The following is a 15,677-nucleotide window of genomic DNA, read 5'->3' as shown; positions in this document are numbered from 1 at the left end:
TTCTACTGGCAAGATTCCGTATAATCACAAATCCGATATCAAAATAAATGATTATCCGCAATTCCCCCTACTTTCAAAAAGTTGACTTCGTAAGCTAACGGATATCAAATCGCCTAAAATTCAGTCTATTTATGATCCGTTATTCAGAATGATGGCAGTGGCCATATTTTCTTTGATTTAGCGGACGGCAGGCCGATGACCTCCCGATTGTTATCGGGAGAAGTAGCGTAGTTGCTTGAGTTCACCCAATTCTATGATGCTTTTTTCTCTTCACTGGCAGAAAAGCGATATTCAAATCAAAATATATAAGGGAGTGCGTTTCACAAATTCGGAATGAGCTCTCTTTTTAATCTAAAATACCAGTAAATAGATAAAAAAAGTAATTACCCCGATTGCTAACCCAATGATGAATACCGTATAGGCATGCGAAAGCAGTTTATATTTTCTATTTAAAACTTTCCCTTGATAATAAAGCGAAATAGCCATTTGCTCTTGCACTTGTTTCTTTGAAGGTAATATTTGGTCGAGCTCGAGGAGGTATTCTGTAAGGGTGAAATTCGAGCTTACACCGAAAAACATCATACTTGTCTTCAGTTCTGGGTTCTGACCAGTTCGTTTTCCCATTACTTTAGGCCTTGCTGCCTGGACGGCTAAAATGGTAGATGCAAGACAGGTAGTAAGTAATATCAAAATTGGTACAAGCGTAATCGTACGTTGATAATCAATCTGATGCGATATACTGCCATATCCAATAATTGCCACAACAGAAGAAATTACAAGCGCATTGATGCTAATCACGATATTGGCTTTGTTATCTGCTATTTGAAGCAGATTACAATTATTCATAAAAGTCACCCGAAAAAAAGTCTGTTGTGCCCGCTCAGTTTTATCTTTTTTTGGCTCTAAAAAGTCCTCCATATTGAATGAATTTTGTAAAAACTGAAATTACAAAATTATTACCCAAGAAACCTTAAGTCTCTGGGACAGTTTTAATTATCTGCTTCCCCTCAAAATCTTAACAAAAAGGGAAACATAGTCAAGTCTCGCGCTGGCAATTCTTTCCAAAGCCAATTCCCGAATTCGAAAATGGACTTGGACCTAATCGGCGTTGACGCCCAAATGGCTTCTAAAGGGAATTCAAAGCTTTCTCTCCTTCGTCAAAAGCAGCGTTAAGCGCAAATCCACCTTTGCGGAATAAGAAAGCGACTGATGAACTTGAGCTAAAGATCAAAAACACTTCTTCTTCAAAGTTGACTTTGGTTGCAAAAGACTATGTTTACCTCAAGCTACACAAAGAACTTAAACTTAAAACGGGAGAAGAAACCAGCCTTAAGATGGATACGAAGAAACACAAAGGCTGGTATCAGATCAGTCTTGCTTCCAAAGAAGATCCACAACTGGAAATCACCTATGCCGGTAGATTAGAAACGGTAAAGACAGTATCTCAGATCCTCAGATGGGACGAGTGATATAGATCTTACTTTGATAAATATCGCCTAGCTACACTGTCCCAAAAGCAAAAAGATTACAACAAATACCAAGATTGTACCGAGGCATCCGCCACCTAGTTTGTAGGCGCCATAGCCTGCGATTAGTCCTTTGAAAAGATTATTCATGTTGGGGGATTTTAGTTTTGAAATGATTGCTCTGGCACCGATCCATAAGTTGTGCCAGAGCATTTTCCATTTCAAAAACTCAGTTCCAACTTCTAAAATAGATCACAAAATGAGCGGGAAGTCACTTTTCAGTTATTTTATGTGTAAGAAATATCCCGATTTGAGACGAGGGTGATTTCCCGAATCGGGAAGAAAACATAAGCAAATTGGCTATGCTTAAAACACCAGTAATCCCTGCTCTCTGAGTATTTCCCAAACTTCAGATTCAAGCAACTCTTCCAAGTCCCCAAACTCTGACTCGTAACTTTCCCGAATGGGTTTCAGCGTATTGAGCTTTTGATCGTAACCGACAGTCTGTAACATTTCACTGACCCATTTCCCCAAATCAAGCGGAAGCTCCATTGCAAAATCTTCTTTTTTCCCGGAGAAGATCAATTCCGAATGCTCGTCCTCTTCGAAGAGTTGTAGTTCTGGCTGAGCTCCAACCCAAATAATCCGCTTCCTGTCCTGATATGGCACTGCTGGCTCGTTCCTGATTTCGTCTGAGATAAAGTTCTTGGGGACAGTGGTTTTGGGGACTTTGGAATCGAACCACTCATGAAGTGGCACATCAAAGCAGACTCCGTGCATGTAATTGAAAAGTGATTTGCGAAGTCCTTCACCATATAGCTCATGATCAGCTCCCGTGGGATCGTCATGAGGCAGATCATTATTGGCAAAAGAACCTGCGACAGGCATAAGATTGACCGCTCCGAAAGCTTTTGGATCGAGACCAACTGGGCTATGTGCAGTCATTGCAAAGCGATGCCAGAAACCAGATTGGATCACTCCTGCCTCTATCAACTGCCTCACCATTTCCAAAGAATCTATCGTCTCTTGTGCAGATTGAGTTGGAAAACCATACATGAGATAAGCATGAACCATGATTCCCGCTTGGGTAAAATGATTGGTCACTTGAGCCACTTGCGAAACGGTGACCCCCTTTTTGATCAGTGCCAAAAGCCGATCGGACGCTACTTCCAAACCTCCTGAAACGGCTATACATCCAGAAGCTCTCAACAAGCGACACAGATCGGATGAAAAACTACTTTCAAATCTAATATTCGTCCACCATGTCACAGAAAGTTGTCTTCTCAATATCTCAATGGCCAAATCCCGCATCAAAGCAGGAGGTGCAGCCTCATCGACAAAGTGGAAGCCATTTTGGCCAGTTTGAGCGATAATTTCTTCTATACGATCACATAATATAGAGGCCGTGATTGGCTCATATCTTCCAATATAATCCAGCGACACATCACAAAAAGTACATTTTCCCCAATAACATCCATGCGCCAGAGTCATCTTGTTCCAGCGACCATCCGACCAAAGTCTATGCATCGGATTAGCCACTTCTATCACGGAGAGGTAATCCCTGATCAGCAAATCGCTGTAATCAGGTGTCCCTACTTCGCGCTGAGAGACATCTTTTACAGCATTGCTATTGCAATAAGTCACTTCACCATCAATCCGAGTAAAAGTTCTTTTCAGCTCATTCAAAGGGATTTTCCCATCCAGATGATCCAACAATAGCCGTATTGGAGCTTCTCCGTCATCCAGCACGATGAAGTCTACGTAGTCAAAAACTCTAGCTTCTTTCAGTGAGCGCAATTCTGTATTTGGGTAACCGCCACCCATCCAGAGCCCAAGTTCGGGATGATGTTTTTTTAGATATTGACCGCACTTGAATGCGCCATAAAGATTTCCTGGAAAAGGCACTGAAAACGCCACGGAAGTGGGCTGATACTGCTGGATTTTTCGCTCCAGCAAATCACAAAGCAACTCATCAATCAAGCCAGATTCCTGATGCAGCGCTTCATGCATCTCGTCAAAGGAATTGGCTGATAGCCCCAATCGCTCAGCATAGCGGCTAAATCCAAAATTAGAATCAATCTGCTCTGTGATCAGATCTCCGATATCTTCCAGATAAAGTGTCGCAAAGTACCTGGCTTTATCACGAATTCCCAGTGTCCCAAAAGCCCACTCCAAATCATCCAACTGCACAAATCGACTTGCTTCAGGCAGATAATCTCCTTCGGCAACTCTATAGGCAAACGTTGGGTTTTTATCCTGAAGAAAAGCTATGACAGGGTCTATCGTTTGTAGATAATTGGCCTTCAGACGAACAATCCGTGCAGCATTATCCGACAAATTTGCCTGATTGGCTTCAATCTGATGGAAGATTTTGGTTAAGCCAGTTTTAGAAAACAGTTGCAAAATCACCTCTATTCCCAAATCCACCTGATTCGATTCTACACCAATTTGATTGAGATATCCTTTCAAATAAGCCGTTGCAGGATATGGCGTATTTAACTGGGTGAAAGGTGGGGTGATGAAAAGTATTTTTGAAGCCAAGATGTATAGAGCTGATTTACGTGTGCAATTTCGTAAGAAAATATTTCTTATCTGGGTATCTGTATTCCTAAGGTCAGCAAAATTCAGTTAGGAGCTGTCCTACTTACTTTGCATGTAGCTATGGAAGACCGAAGTAGCCATCACCTTGAAACGTCTCATAGTCACCCATAAATTACATGAGCGCATATAATTGCTTCTGACATTTTAGTAAATTACCCATCTAGCCTTATAACCAAAACCATGAAATCGGGCATGACTCAAGCGTTACAGAGAGTGATGTCCTGATAGCTATCGGGATGCCATGCGAGATTCCATCCCGATATATCGAGACAGGTAGTGCCCATTCAAAAAACAATTATAAACACATGAAAGAATTAAGAAAAGAAGATATCAATCAGGAGGTTTTTGACCTTTATGATGCCTATGCTCACAATAAACTGGAGCGAAGACAATTTATAGAAAAGCTGTCTGCTTATGCAGTCGGAGGCGTCACAGTCGCTGCTTTGATGAGTGCGATGATGCCAAACTATGAAGACACCCGCACGATCAAATCCGATGATCCGCGTCTTGACTCGGATTACATCATGTATGATTCCCCTAAAGGTGGAGGAAAAATAAAAGGACTTCTTTCCACACCAACAGGAACTTCAGGCAAAGTACCGGGAGTGGTAGTGGTGCATGAAAACAGAGGTTTGAATCCTTATATCGAAGACGTGGGAAGAAGAACTGCTGTAGCAGGATTTATTTCTTTGGCTCCCGATGCGCTGACTCCACTTGGAGGCTATCCTGGCAATGACGATGAAGGTCGTACTCTGCAAAGCACAAGAGACCGTGACGAAATGCTGGAAGACTTTATTGCAGCTTATGATTACTTGAAAGCGCATCCGGATTGCAATGGAAAAGTTGGAGTAGTAGGATTTTGCTTCGGTGGTTGGATCTCAAATATGATGGCTGTACGAATTCCAACATTGAATGCTTCAGTTCCTTTCTACGGAGGTCAGCCATCAGCGGAAGAAGCAGCGCAAATCAAATCACCCTTGATGCTCCACTTTGCTGCACTGGATGAGCGGGTAAATGCTGGTTGGCCAGCTTATGAAAAAGCCCTCGAAGCCAATAATGTAGAAAATCAGGCATTTATTTATCCAGAGGTTAATCACGGATTTCACAACAATACCACGCCGAGATACGATGAGGCGGCGGCAACTTTAGCTTGGGAAAGAACCATCGGGTTCTTTAAGGAGAAATTGGGATAAAGACCTACTTGTCATTAATTAGGAGTACTAGACAGCACTCCTTTTTTTAGCTCTATTACGAAGAAAAGTAGAATTTCGATCTCTTGGATCTCTGAGTCCACAGACCGGAACTTAAAGTTATCAAGCGATCCCTCCTTAGTAAACTTAGAAGTTTAAAAAAACCAAGTGAATGAAACTATCCCAAACGAGTGAAGTCTTTCAAGTGAAGGTAGACCTTGAGTTGGACTAGGTGTAGTGCTGTAAAGCGATCAAGATTAACTACACCTTTTTATTTCCTAGAATTTGTAATTCTTTCTCAATAGTTCAACCCCTATCAGGTTTGGGATTTATTATTAAACTCCGCTTCCCCACGGGTTTCACCCGCGGTTATTGAAAGGTTCGACCACTTCGTGGTCACTTTAAATCGATCATTCCGCAATGGTCATGATTTCGGAAATTAACCGGCGTAAATACTATGGTTCAGATTAGCGATCCTGAAAGGATCGAACCATGAATAGCCATGGGTGCAACCCATGGATAAAACGAAACACACACGATTCCAAACGACCCCGAAGGGTGTCGAACTTTGGAATATTTTATCCCCAGTCTGTGTCTCCAGTTGAGATCGGAGTTTACCGAGTTACCTTCAATAGCCAGTCAAATATGTTCTGAAGACAATTAATTACCTTCGGATGGTACTTCACAAATATGAAAAGTCCCCCACTGAGCGTAGACCTTAGCTAGGTGTAACTACACCTTTTTATTTCCTAGAATTTGTAATTCTTTCTCAATAGTTCAACCCCTATCAGGTTTGGGATTTATTATTAAACTCCGCTTCCCCACGGGTTTCACCCGCGGTTATTGAAAGGTTCGACCACTTCGTGGTCACTTTAAATCGATCATTCCGCAATGGTCATGATTTCGGAAATTAACCGGCGTAAATACTATGGTTCAGATTAGCGATCCTGAAAGGATCGAACCATGAATAGCCATGGGTGCAACCCATGGATAAAACGAAACACACACGATTCCAAACGACCCCGAAGGGTGTCGAACTTTGGAATATTTTATCCCCATTCTGTGTCTCCAGTTGAGATCGGAGTTTACCGTGTTGCCTTCAGTAAACAGTCCATTAAGTTCTGAAGACAATTAATTATCTTCGGAAGAGTGCCTTGGGGTTCTACGCAGACCATACTAGTTGCGCTCTCCGCGTTATCCGCCGCGTACTCCGTGGTTAAACAACAACCTTATAAAAAATGAACACCTTATCATCACTAGGAATTTTCTTTGCTGTTTTATTACTCACTATATCATGCACCAATCAAACAAAGGACTGGTCAGCGCAGACAGAAATCACTAAATGGCCTGAAAGCAAGAATGGCGCGATTTCCATCACGTATGATGATGGCATCATTAACCAATTCACCATCGCAAAGCCAATAATGGACAGCTTAAATCTTCCAGCTACTTTTTTCATCATCACTGGAAAAGTGGAAGGATCCGGAAAAGGAAAATTCATTGGAAGAGATCCAAAAACGATCATTTCAGAAACTTCAACAATCAAAACTGATTCTACCAATTTCTTTGAGCGAGCCTCTCTGATTGCTTTTACAGGAACTACCGAAGCCGAGGAATATCATGCAAACGTCGGGTCACTTTATGAAGCCGGCAGAATAGCTGAAGCATATGAACTTCTGGATGAAGGCTATGAAAAAATACGAAACAGTAGAATGAGAAATACTGATGACGTGGTTTTTCATAACAATCCAGTGGACACCACAAGCTGGGAGCAATACAAGTCTTACGCCGAGCAAGGTCATGAAATCTCTTCGCACACAGTCACTCATCCTAAACTAGCGGTGCTTGATGAAGTGAATATGCGCTATGAATTGGAGCAAAGCAAAGCTGACTTAGCGAAGTTTATGGGCGAGGAATCTACCTTTTCCGCAGAAGGGCCTTATGGTACAGAGAATGAACGAGTCATGGAGTATGCTTACAAAATCTATCCGGCACTACGAAACCGAATGCCTGAAGACTGGCTGGAAGAAATAAATCGAGGTAGCAAAAGTCAACCTGGAAACACCAAAAAGGAATATGTTCAGTGGCAAAGAGGCGCTCTTAGCAATTCAGGAATTGATCAGATGAAATCCTGGACAGACACTGTGAAAGCACATGACAATATCTGGCTAGTCTTGGTCATTCATGGTGTTGAAGATTACGGATGGGAACCGTTGACCACAGGTGAATTAAAGGAGTACTTCGGGTATATAAAAGAAAATAAGGATTCTCTTTGGATTGCAACATTTGGAGATGTCACCAAATACCTTCGGGAAAGAAAAGCGACAAAAATCAGCGCCGAACTTGACGCAAATGAAATTAGAATTACTCTAACATCAGATTTGAACCCCAATATATATGACATTCCCTTAACACTAAAAACGTATCTACCTGAAGGTTGGAAAGACGTAAGCTTGATGCAAAAAGAAGGAAACAGCCCTCTTGAAGTTTTATCAGATAGTAAAGGAAATTATGTGCACTATTCTATTTCGCCAGCCGAAACGAGCGCTCAGCTTGTCAGAATGGATTAAAATTGATTCTTGACAGAAAAATTAGGTTAGCAATCAAACAGCTTAGCTATGGAAACTACTGGAGCACCTGTTCTGGCATTTACCTCTTCCCAATCGAACATCGGCTTGCTAATTGCTAGCATTAGGGATTAAACACTACATTTTTATCCATGAAAGAAAATAAATTCAATATCGCCGTGCTGATCGACGGTGACAACGCTCAAGCAAGATTGATCAAGGAAATACTTGAAGAAGTTTCCAAATACGGAAAAGCAACCATTCGTAGGATTTACGGGGACTGGACTACGCCTCATATGAACAGTTGGAAGGAAATGATCAACCTACATTCTTTCAGTCCCATCCAGAAATTCTCCTACACTACAGGAAAAAACTCCACTGACAGCTCGATGATCATCGATGCGATGGACATTTTGCATAGTGGAAGTGTGGACGGATTTTGTATCGTTTCCTCAGATTCTGATTACACAGGTTTGGCGAAAAGAATCCGTGAAGAAGGGATGTTTGTGATGGGAATCGGGCGGAGAATTACCCCAAAAGCTTTCGTGCAGTCTTGTGAGATTTTTACGTATGCTGAGAACCTTTCTCCGCAAGCCAAAGAAGAAAACAACAGAGCGGAGAATAAGAAAACTGAGAAAAGTCAGGCGAGCACTACCCGAAAGAATGTGGTAGTAGAGGAGGAAGTCAAGAAGGAAAATCCAGTAAAGGAAACTCCAGATCTAGATTTAGACATCATCGACAAGGCTTTTGAAATATCCTCGGATGAAGAAGAAGCAATTCACATCGCAAAAATCGGTGCTTCTCTTCGAAAGATAGACCCAAGTTTTGACCCGCGATCCTATGGTTTCAGAAACTTGACAGAGCTTTTCAAGAGTTTGAAAAAATATCAGGTGATGAAAAATGAAGTAAATGGCCTGAATTACCCGCTTATAAAATTGAAGTAGGCTGGGTGAAAAATGACGGGTGTCCGATGACCGTTTGGGTTGACAAGTGCTCAATGTCCGATGCCCGATATGTCCGCATAGTAAAGTTTAGTCAATCCTTGGATGCTTTGCTGTGTTTATTAGAAAAGAAATAAAAGTAAAACAATAAGTAGTTCACACTAGCAAGAAAGTTACATGGGTCATCGGGCTCCCGACATCCGACAAAACAAAACATGGGACTTAAAATAATCATCACAGGAACTACTGGCATGGTGGGCGAAGGTGTCATGCAGCGCTGCCTGGAAAATCCAACTGTCGAAAGGGTATTGGCAATCAGTCGGAAACCAAATGGACATCAACATCCTAAACTGGTCGAACTAATTCATAAAGATTTTACCGATTTGAGTGCTGTAGCCGATCAACTAGCCGGTTTTGATGCCTGTTTCTTCTGTGCCGGAATTTCATCTCTTGGAATCAGCAAGGAACAATACGAGAAGATTACCCATGACCTCACACTAGCATTTGCTTCGACTTTGGCAAAGCTGAATCCAGAAATGACATTCACTTATGTCTCGGGTCAAGGAACAGACAGTAGCGAAAAAGGCCGTTCCCATTGGGCAAGAGTGAAAGGCAAAACCGAGAATGATTTGAGGAAGCTTCCGTTCAAAAAAGTTTATGCCTATCGACCAGGAGTAATGAAACCTATGGAAGGCGCTTTACACGTGCTCTCTTATTATAAATACTTTGCTTGGATGTATCCTATTGGCAGAAAGCTATATCCAAATGGATTTAATACATTGGCAGAAGTTGGTGACTCAATGGTCTACGTCAGCTTGAATGATAATGACAGTTTTATTTTGGAGGGAAAGGAGATAAGGAACACCGCAGGAAGACTGAATTCAAACCTATAAAGAGGCTACTTAAACAACATCAAATCAACCTAAATTCCGATGAGACAGACTTTACTTATTTTATCTGCGATATTTTTATCGTTCTCAACTTTCTCCCAAACTCCAAATCAAGAAGCTTTGGAATCACTCACTGAGAAATCCTGGCAGCACGGTTTAGACTTGCTTCAGTCAATTGTGGGTATGCCCAATGACGCCGCTTACCCAGAGCAAATTGCAGTAAATATTGAATGGTGCGTGGAGGAGTTTGCAAAGAGAGGATGGCAATCCGAAATACTGGAAACTAATGGAATCCCGCTACTCCTTGTTAGTAAAAGTCAACCCAAGGCGCAAAAAACAGCTCTTTTCTATTTCCACACGGACGGTCAGGCAGTAGATCGCAGTAAGTGGAATCAGCCAGATCCTTATATTCCGGTATTAAAGAGTCAAAATGCTTCTGGGGAATGGGAAATAATCCCTTCCGAAAAACTCATTTCTGAATACGATGCGGATTGGAGATTTTTTGGCAGATCAACTTCGGACGACAAAGGTCCAATCGCTATGTTTTTGACGGGATGGGATGCACTTGAAGAGGCTGGTATTTCTCCAAACTACAACATTAAAATCATTCTGGATTTTGAAGAGGAACAAGGTTCTCCCAACTTGCCATCGGCAGTTTTAAAATACAAGGAAAAGCTGACTGCCGACATGATGCTCATCATGGATGGACCTCGACACACGAGCAATGAACCAACTTTGAGCTATGGAGCCCGTGGGATCTCAGAAATGACGCTTACCACTTATGGCCCCAAACTTCCACAGCACAGTGGTCACTATGGTAATTATGCACCAAATCCAGCCTTTCTTTTGGCTCAACTTCTTGCGAGCATGAAGGATGAAAATGGTGTAGTTACAATTCCCGGCTATTACGATGGGATTACGCTGACTGACAGCGAGAAAAAGATCCTTACACAAGTCCCTGATGATGAAAATGCAATTCGAACAAAACTTGGAATTGGAAGAACTGACCAAGTTGGCCAAAGCTATCAAGAGAGCATTCAATATCCTTCGCTGAACATCCGCGGAATGGAATCCGCTTGGGTTGGAAAAGAAGCCAGAACAATAGTACCAGCTACAGCAATGGCCGAGATCGATGTGAGATTGGTGCCCGAATCGGATCCTGAGCGTCTGTTTAGCCTCATCAAAAAACACATAGAAGGACAAGGGTTTCATATTTTGGATCATGACCCCACGGATGAGGAAAGGATGAAGTACCCGAAAATCGTACGTATGAACTACTCTATTTCTTATCAGGCATTCCGGACACCCATGGATTCTGAAGTAGGCAGTTGGCTGAGAGCTGCCATGAATAGAGCTTTTGGCAAAGATCCAGTGCAAATCCGGATCTCCGGTGGTTCAATCCCCATATCTCCTTTTGTGGATGCATTGGGAATTCCAGCGGTGACTATCCCGACAGTCAATGCGGATAACAATCAGCACAGTCCAAATGAAAATATCAGATTAGGGAATTACAAGGAAGGAATCACTACGGTTATGGCTATTCTCACCCAAAAACTTTAGAATTAAAAAAATCACTTCAACTCCTCCAGTTTAAAGACCTCAAAATTCATCAAATCTTCCTTGTTTTCAGGATTATCAGGATGACTGATGGATATGAATAATCCATCCTTGCTCACAAATGAATTTCCTGGATAGTAGGTATTTTCAGGCATCAACGTCTCACCCAACACATTCAAGTCTTTATCTAGAATCATCACTGCAAACTTCCTGGGAAATCTCCTGAGCTGATTAATTCCCTCTTCATTTTCCACTTCTACTTTAGGGAAAACAAATCGATAAAAAACACCTCGATACTTGTCGTACAGGATACGCTCGTAGCGGTCGGAGGCAAAAACATACTTCATCGTTCGTAATTGATCCGTGGCTTCTGCAAAACTCGAAAATGCCTGATCTAGATACTGGCTTTTTGCATCCACACTCTTCATGAAGTTCCCTTCCAAATCCGAGACGTATAAGTTATGATCCGCCACCAGAGAATAGACCAACATCTTATCTGTAGCAGCCATGCTGAAATCTAGAAGTTTTGGCCCCGATGCATTGTAACCTGCTGGCCATTTAATTGGCAGGAGATCTACTTCAGAACTTTTCAAGTCGATTGTATAGCTGAATGCTTTAGTCGCTAAGGTATCATCTGTGACTTCTCTCTGACTTGCTTCAAATTTTGTGTTCACCAACAATTTATTCTCCGTCAGGATAGGAGTATAATTGAAGTGAGCATTGTGCACAAAGGCAGCAGTATATCCGAAAGGAGGATCATATTTATAATTGGCCTTAATGTGCCCGCTAGTGTCCGTCAAATGAAGATTCCGCATAGGATATCCAAAAAGAAAAATACTGTCTAAACCCTGTACATGAATTCCCGAGATATATTCTACTCCCTGCGGACCTTCTAAGTCAAATATCAATCTTTTCACAAGAGCCTTAGATTCCAAATCGTAGATCTGGATTTCATTATTGGTGTAGTTGACGTTGAACAACCAATTATTACTGTCAGTTGAAAAAGCCACCAATCCATCACTTACATTCGAGGTCTGACTATCTATTGACAATGAAACTAGCTGCCCATCAGAGACAAGTTTCTGTGGAGTAGTAATATTCTCTGTATCCGAACCACAGCTTTGCAAAAAAGCCAAAGCGCTTAAAAGCACAGCTGAAATGACACCGTTTTTTCTCATGTACTTAATTTAGAAGTTTAAGTTTATAATAGATCACATAATCATCTTCCGTCTCAAAAAAATCTGGATGCTTCAGTGCTAAAATCTCTTCGTCTTCTGTGATTATCGTCGTAAAAATCAAACCGGCTGGCACTGGAATTCCCTTCTGAAGCAAGTTAAAGTCAGCATCAAAAACAGCGACGTAGTTCTGCTTTAGTTTCTCCAATTCTCGGCGACCATCCGGCTCGTCACGATCGATCTCGCGAGTCAGGTCTTCTGAAATCCCTTTTGTATAGATCACGATAGTTTTATCTTTTGATTTATATATTTCTCGAATAGAACCTGGGAAGTTATTCGCAATAGCCTCATTGTATTTCTCTTCTTTTTCGAAAGGAACTCCTATAGCTTTGACCGCATCAGTCACCTCTAAGTCCACTTCTCTATCAAAGTTTATTTCATGGTTCTCCTCCTTATAAACCCAGAATTTCAACTCATTTCTGAAATAAAGCAACCATTCACGGCCCGATTGAATCACTGATGGATACATCCAGAAATAAAAGTTTCCATCGTTATACATGGAGTTTGGCGGGAAGGCCATAGTCTCCCGACTCAAATTCGAAACAGTATCGATTACCTCTAAGATCGGTTGACCATAAATCCCTCCAACAAGCTTTTCATTGTTTGATCTCGGGCATGTTCAGAATGCTCAGGTCTAATAAAAGCTATCTCATTTCCCAAAAGATAGAATGAATCACCATTTAGTCCATTAACATAAAAATAATCAAAGGGCAAATCATACTGCCACATTCTATTTCCCTGAAAATCGTATCTAAAAAATCCTTGGTTCCCTATATTGAACTCAATATTCCCAGCTCACAACCCGATTGGATTAATCCATCCAATCAAAGCGTCAGGCCCATCCGAAGGAAAATCAAACGTTGATTTTATAAGGCCATTTTCATCTAAGACTAAAACTTCTTTATCACGATTTCCCCAAGCCAAATAACTCTGACTTTCTGATTCATAATCTAAAAACCAGACGTTTCCCAAGTAATCAATCTGCAAGGAATCAATAATCTCCAGCCGAAAGCCAGCAGTTTTCCCAAGACCACTACCACTTTTTTCGGTGCAGGAAAAGTGAGCGTTCAAGGCAAGTAGGACAATTATAAATCTATTCATATATCATTTTCAGCTTATAATAAACCACAAAATCCTCTTCGACGCCAAAATGTTCTTGGTTCTTCAAAGCCAGAATTTCTCCATTTTCAGTAATAGCTCTACTGAAAATCAACCCGTCAGGTACTGGTATATCGTTCTTCAATAAGTTGTTTTCCTCATCGAACACCGCTGCATAGCTTTTATTGACTAGCTCCACACTTGGATCTGTCTGATTTAGAAGGACTTTTTCTTCTGGAATACCTTTTCGATAAATCACAATCGTGTGCCTTTTGTAATGATAAAATTGGTCGATCATCCCAGTTGGCTGCCTTCCCATTGAGTATTCTGCTACCTCCACAAAAGGAACTCCTACTGGTAAAACTGCATCGTTAACTTCCATATCTACAGTTTTTTCTAAAACTAGATCTACCCCAACCTCTTTATAAACGAAGTATTTCAGCTCTCTGGCAAAATACAAATACCAGCGATCTCCTAGCTTTTTAACATTAGGGAACGGTAAGAAATAATGGTTTCCATCTGCATACAATGAGGTTTGGGGGAAATCCATAATATGCCTAATCTTATAAGCCGCTCTATCATAAGCTTCCAAGATTGGCAATTCATACATATACTTTATAAGACCTCCCATAGGCCCGCCACTAAGACTATTTGATCGCTCAGACCTTATGTAAACTATCTCATTGCCCAAAGGATAATAAGCAGAGCCAATGCTTTGATTAAAAAAAATATAGGAGTAAGGTAATGGCAATTTAGATTCTATGACTCCCTCAGTGGAAAGGAAATGAAATCCATTTCTAGAATCAAAAATTTGTAGCTCTCTATTTCTAAACGAAAGCGAAAAAATACCTACTAAAGAATTTGGTCCTTCACTAGGAATAACGAAGGAGGAGTTTATTTATCCTTTCGGATCAATAATGACCAATTCCTGATCGATTTTAGAAACAGCCACAAACTGCCTAGAAATAAAATCATAATCCTGAATCCATAAATCCCCCAAATAATCTATCCTGATCGAATCAACAATCTCCAGCCGAAAATCATTAGAATTCTCTGAGTCTACATCATCCTTTTGACTGCATGAAAAGGAGCACAGAACTGCCGCCAAACCAAGTAAAAATCTATTCATCCCTCAAGATAAATAGCTGAAACTAACTGTCTAAGTTAATTTTCCTTAACTCAACTTTTCGCTACAATATTGAATACGAATGCTCGATATTTCAATAACGCCACGAAGGTCGCTCCGCCAAATGCATTCCCAATCAAAGCTGTGCTTTGGAAGGCAAGATAGTCCCATAGTGAAATGTTGGGTGAGCTCAACATACCTGAAAAGACCTCCACACTTCCTATAATGCTGTGATGAAGACCTGTAAAGGACATCACCGCGGTAATCAAAAAAATAATCACAATCCTACTAATCGTATCTCTGGAGGAAGCAAGCAACCAAGACAGTAAGCCCATCAGCCAGCCAGCGATAATTGCACTTACAAATATGACATGCAACTCTGCATGAAGCACATGTGTAGCAATACTGACAACCACCTCTTTGTTGAAAATTCCCAAATGTGGGCCTAGCCATAATAGAATAAAGGCTATCACATAGCCACCGACTAGATTCCCGGCTATTACGGTTCCCCAAAGTTTCAGCATGCTACCCACTGTTCTCTTATTGTTTAAAACAGGAAGGGTTAATAATGCGGTCTGCTCGGTAAAAAGGATACTTTGTCCCAACACAACCAAGATAAAACCCAACGGATAAACCAATGACACAATCCTAATGAGGGAATTGTCCTCCACTTTTCCCATCAGAAAAAAGTAAAGAGAACAAATCATAAGATAACTGAAGCCAATCTCCAAACCAGCCGTGAGAGAACTTGTAAACAGACTCTGATAGCTTTTGTCGTAAGTCTCTAAAGCATCGATAATCTGTTCGCGCAGAATCTCTCCATGTGTTTTGGCAGAATCTTTACTCTTAGATTTTGACTTTCGAAGTTCATTGTCTATTTCCCGTTGCTGCTTTGCTTCGATCTGCTCCTCAGTTTTTTCTTTTTTCCAAGCCATTCTTTATTGATTATTGATACTACCAGCCTACAATTTAAATTAATCAGGATGGTTTCGGGACAAAAAATCAC

At 41.2% G+C, this 15,677-nt stretch carries 14 protein-coding genes; 6 read left to right on the top strand and 8 right to left on the bottom strand.

Annotated elements, in window-relative coordinates:
- Positions 1–351: 351 nt before the first annotated feature.
- A complete protein-coding gene (locus BVH04_RS18245) occupies positions 352–918 on the bottom strand; it encodes a Pycsar system effector family protein (RefSeq protein WP_086542904.1) in 567 nt (188 codons plus the stop codon).
- A 269-nt stretch (positions 919–1,187) separates the two neighbouring features.
- Here BVH04_RS18245 and BVH04_RS18240 point away from each other — a divergent pair, with 269 nt between their 5' ends.
- Positions 1,188–1,469, top strand: coding sequence for a hypothetical protein (locus BVH04_RS18240; protein WP_086542903.1), 282 nt, complete (start codon positions 1,188–1,190; stop codon positions 1,467–1,469).
- 363 nt (positions 1,470–1,832) lie between these two features.
- Here BVH04_RS18240 and BVH04_RS18230 read toward each other — a convergent pair whose 3' ends face one another.
- On the bottom strand, positions 1,833–4,007 hold the full coding sequence (locus BVH04_RS18230; protein ID WP_086542901.1) for a B12-binding domain-containing radical SAM protein: 2,175 nt from the start codon (positions 4,005–4,007) through the stop codon (positions 1,833–1,835).
- Between the two features lie 365 nt (positions 4,008–4,372).
- On the opposite strand from BVH04_RS18230, the gene BVH04_RS18225 reads away from it, so the two are divergent.
- From BVH04_RS18225 to BVH04_RS18205, 5 genes are all read left to right on the top strand, one after another.
- Complete coding sequence (locus BVH04_RS18225; RefSeq protein WP_086542900.1) at positions 4,373–5,260, top strand: dienelactone hydrolase family protein; 888 nt, start codon at positions 4,373–4,375, stop codon at positions 5,258–5,260.
- A gap of 1,235 nt (positions 5,261–6,495) precedes the next feature.
- Positions 6,496–7,827 (top strand): polysaccharide deacetylase family protein, encoded by a 1,332-nt coding sequence (locus BVH04_RS18220; protein ID WP_086542899.1) that lies wholly within the window; start codon positions 6,496–6,498, stop codon positions 7,825–7,827.
- 149 nt (positions 7,828–7,976) lie between these two features.
- Complete coding sequence (locus BVH04_RS18215) at positions 7,977–8,768, top strand: NYN domain-containing protein (RefSeq protein WP_086542898.1); 792 nt, start codon at positions 7,977–7,979, stop codon at positions 8,766–8,768.
- Positions 8,769–8,980: 212 nt separating this feature from the next.
- The gene (locus BVH04_RS18210; protein WP_086542897.1) at positions 8,981–9,658 is read left to right on the top strand and encodes an NAD-dependent epimerase/dehydratase family protein; all 678 of its coding nucleotides are present in this window, start codon (positions 8,981–8,983) and stop codon (positions 9,656–9,658) included.
- A 39-nt stretch (positions 9,659–9,697) separates the two neighbouring features.
- Complete coding sequence (locus BVH04_RS18205) at positions 9,698–11,215, top strand: M20/M25/M40 family metallo-hydrolase (protein WP_086542896.1); 1,518 nt, start codon at positions 9,698–9,700, stop codon at positions 11,213–11,215.
- An 11-nt stretch (positions 11,216–11,226) separates the two neighbouring features.
- Here BVH04_RS18205 and BVH04_RS18200 read toward each other — a convergent pair whose 3' ends face one another.
- The 6 genes from BVH04_RS18200 to BVH04_RS18175 all read right to left on the bottom strand — a co-directional run bounded on the left by BVH04_RS18200 (position 11,227) and on the right by BVH04_RS18175 (position 15,606).
- Entirely contained in the window at positions 11,227–12,390 is a 1,164-nt protein-coding gene (locus BVH04_RS18200) for a DUF4221 family protein (RefSeq protein ID WP_086542895.1), read from the bottom strand.
- 4 nt (positions 12,391–12,394) lie between these two features.
- The gene (locus tag BVH04_RS18195) at positions 12,395–12,946 is read right to left on the bottom strand and encodes a hypothetical protein (RefSeq protein ID WP_086542894.1); all 552 of its coding nucleotides are present in this window, start codon (positions 12,944–12,946) and stop codon (positions 12,395–12,397) included.
- A 296-nt stretch (positions 12,947–13,242) separates the two neighbouring features.
- Complete coding sequence (locus tag BVH04_RS18190) at positions 13,243–13,548, bottom strand: hypothetical protein (protein WP_086542893.1); 306 nt, start codon at positions 13,546–13,548, stop codon at positions 13,243–13,245.
- Entirely contained in the window at positions 13,541–14,176 is a 636-nt protein-coding gene (locus tag BVH04_RS18185; RefSeq protein WP_140160611.1) for a hypothetical protein, read from the bottom strand. Before BVH04_RS18185 ends, BVH04_RS18190 begins: the two co-directional genes overlap by 8 nt.
- A gap of 267 nt (positions 14,177–14,443) precedes the next feature.
- Positions 14,444–14,674, bottom strand: coding sequence for a hypothetical protein (locus BVH04_RS18180; protein ID WP_086542891.1), 231 nt, complete (start codon positions 14,672–14,674; stop codon positions 14,444–14,446).
- A 50-nt stretch (positions 14,675–14,724) separates the two neighbouring features.
- Positions 14,725–15,606 (bottom strand): formate/nitrite transporter family protein, encoded by an 882-nt coding sequence (locus BVH04_RS18175; protein WP_086542890.1) that lies wholly within the window; start codon positions 15,604–15,606, stop codon positions 14,725–14,727.
- Positions 15,607–15,677 lie beyond the last annotated feature (71 nt).

Origin of the sequence: Algoriphagus antarcticus, from assembly GCF_002150685.1 — a bacterium.
Classification (GTDB): Bacteria; Bacteroidota; Bacteroidia; order Cytophagales; family Cyclobacteriaceae; genus Algoriphagus; species Algoriphagus antarcticus.
Note: the sequence above shows the minus strand (reverse complement) of the source record. Positions and strands in the feature narration are given on the sequence as shown.

Excerpts from the sequence above, each read along its gene's own strand:
- BVH04_RS18245 (WP_086542904.1), bottom strand. The coding sequence starts at position 918 with ATGGAGGACTTTTTAGAGCCAAAAAAAGATAAAACTGAGCGGGCACAA.
- BVH04_RS18195 (WP_086542894.1), bottom strand. The coding sequence starts at position 12,946 with ATGTATAACGATGGAAACTTTTATTTCTGGATGTATCCATCAGTGATT.
- BVH04_RS18215 (WP_086542898.1), top strand. The coding sequence starts at position 7,977 with ATGAAAGAAAATAAATTCAATATCGCCGTGCTGATCGACGGTGACAAC.
- BVH04_RS18205 (WP_086542896.1), top strand. The coding sequence starts at position 9,698 with ATGAGACAGACTTTACTTATTTTATCTGCGATATTTTTATCGTTCTCA.
- BVH04_RS18210 (WP_086542897.1), top strand. The coding sequence starts at position 8,981 with ATGGGACTTAAAATAATCATCACAGGAACTACTGGCATGGTGGGCGAA.
- BVH04_RS18220 (WP_086542899.1), top strand. The coding sequence starts at position 6,496 with ATGAACACCTTATCATCACTAGGAATTTTCTTTGCTGTTTTATTACTC.
- BVH04_RS18180 (WP_086542891.1), bottom strand. The coding sequence starts at position 14,674 with ATGAATAGATTTTTACTTGGTTTGGCGGCAGTTCTGTGCTCCTTTTCA.
- BVH04_RS18225 (WP_086542900.1), top strand. The coding sequence starts at position 4,373 with ATGAAAGAATTAAGAAAAGAAGATATCAATCAGGAGGTTTTTGACCTT.
- BVH04_RS18190 (WP_086542893.1), bottom strand. The coding sequence starts at position 13,548 with ATGAATAGATTTATAATTGTCCTACTTGCCTTGAACGCTCACTTTTCC.
- BVH04_RS18185 (WP_140160611.1), bottom strand. The coding sequence starts at position 14,176 with ATGGGAGGTCTTATAAAGTATATGTATGAATTGCCAATCTTGGAAGCT.
- BVH04_RS18200 (WP_086542895.1), bottom strand. The coding sequence starts at position 12,390 with ATGAGAAAAAACGGTGTCATTTCAGCTGTGCTTTTAAGCGCTTTGGCT.
- BVH04_RS18175 (WP_086542890.1), bottom strand. The coding sequence starts at position 15,606 with ATGGCTTGGAAAAAAGAAAAAACTGAGGAGCAGATCGAAGCAAAGCAG.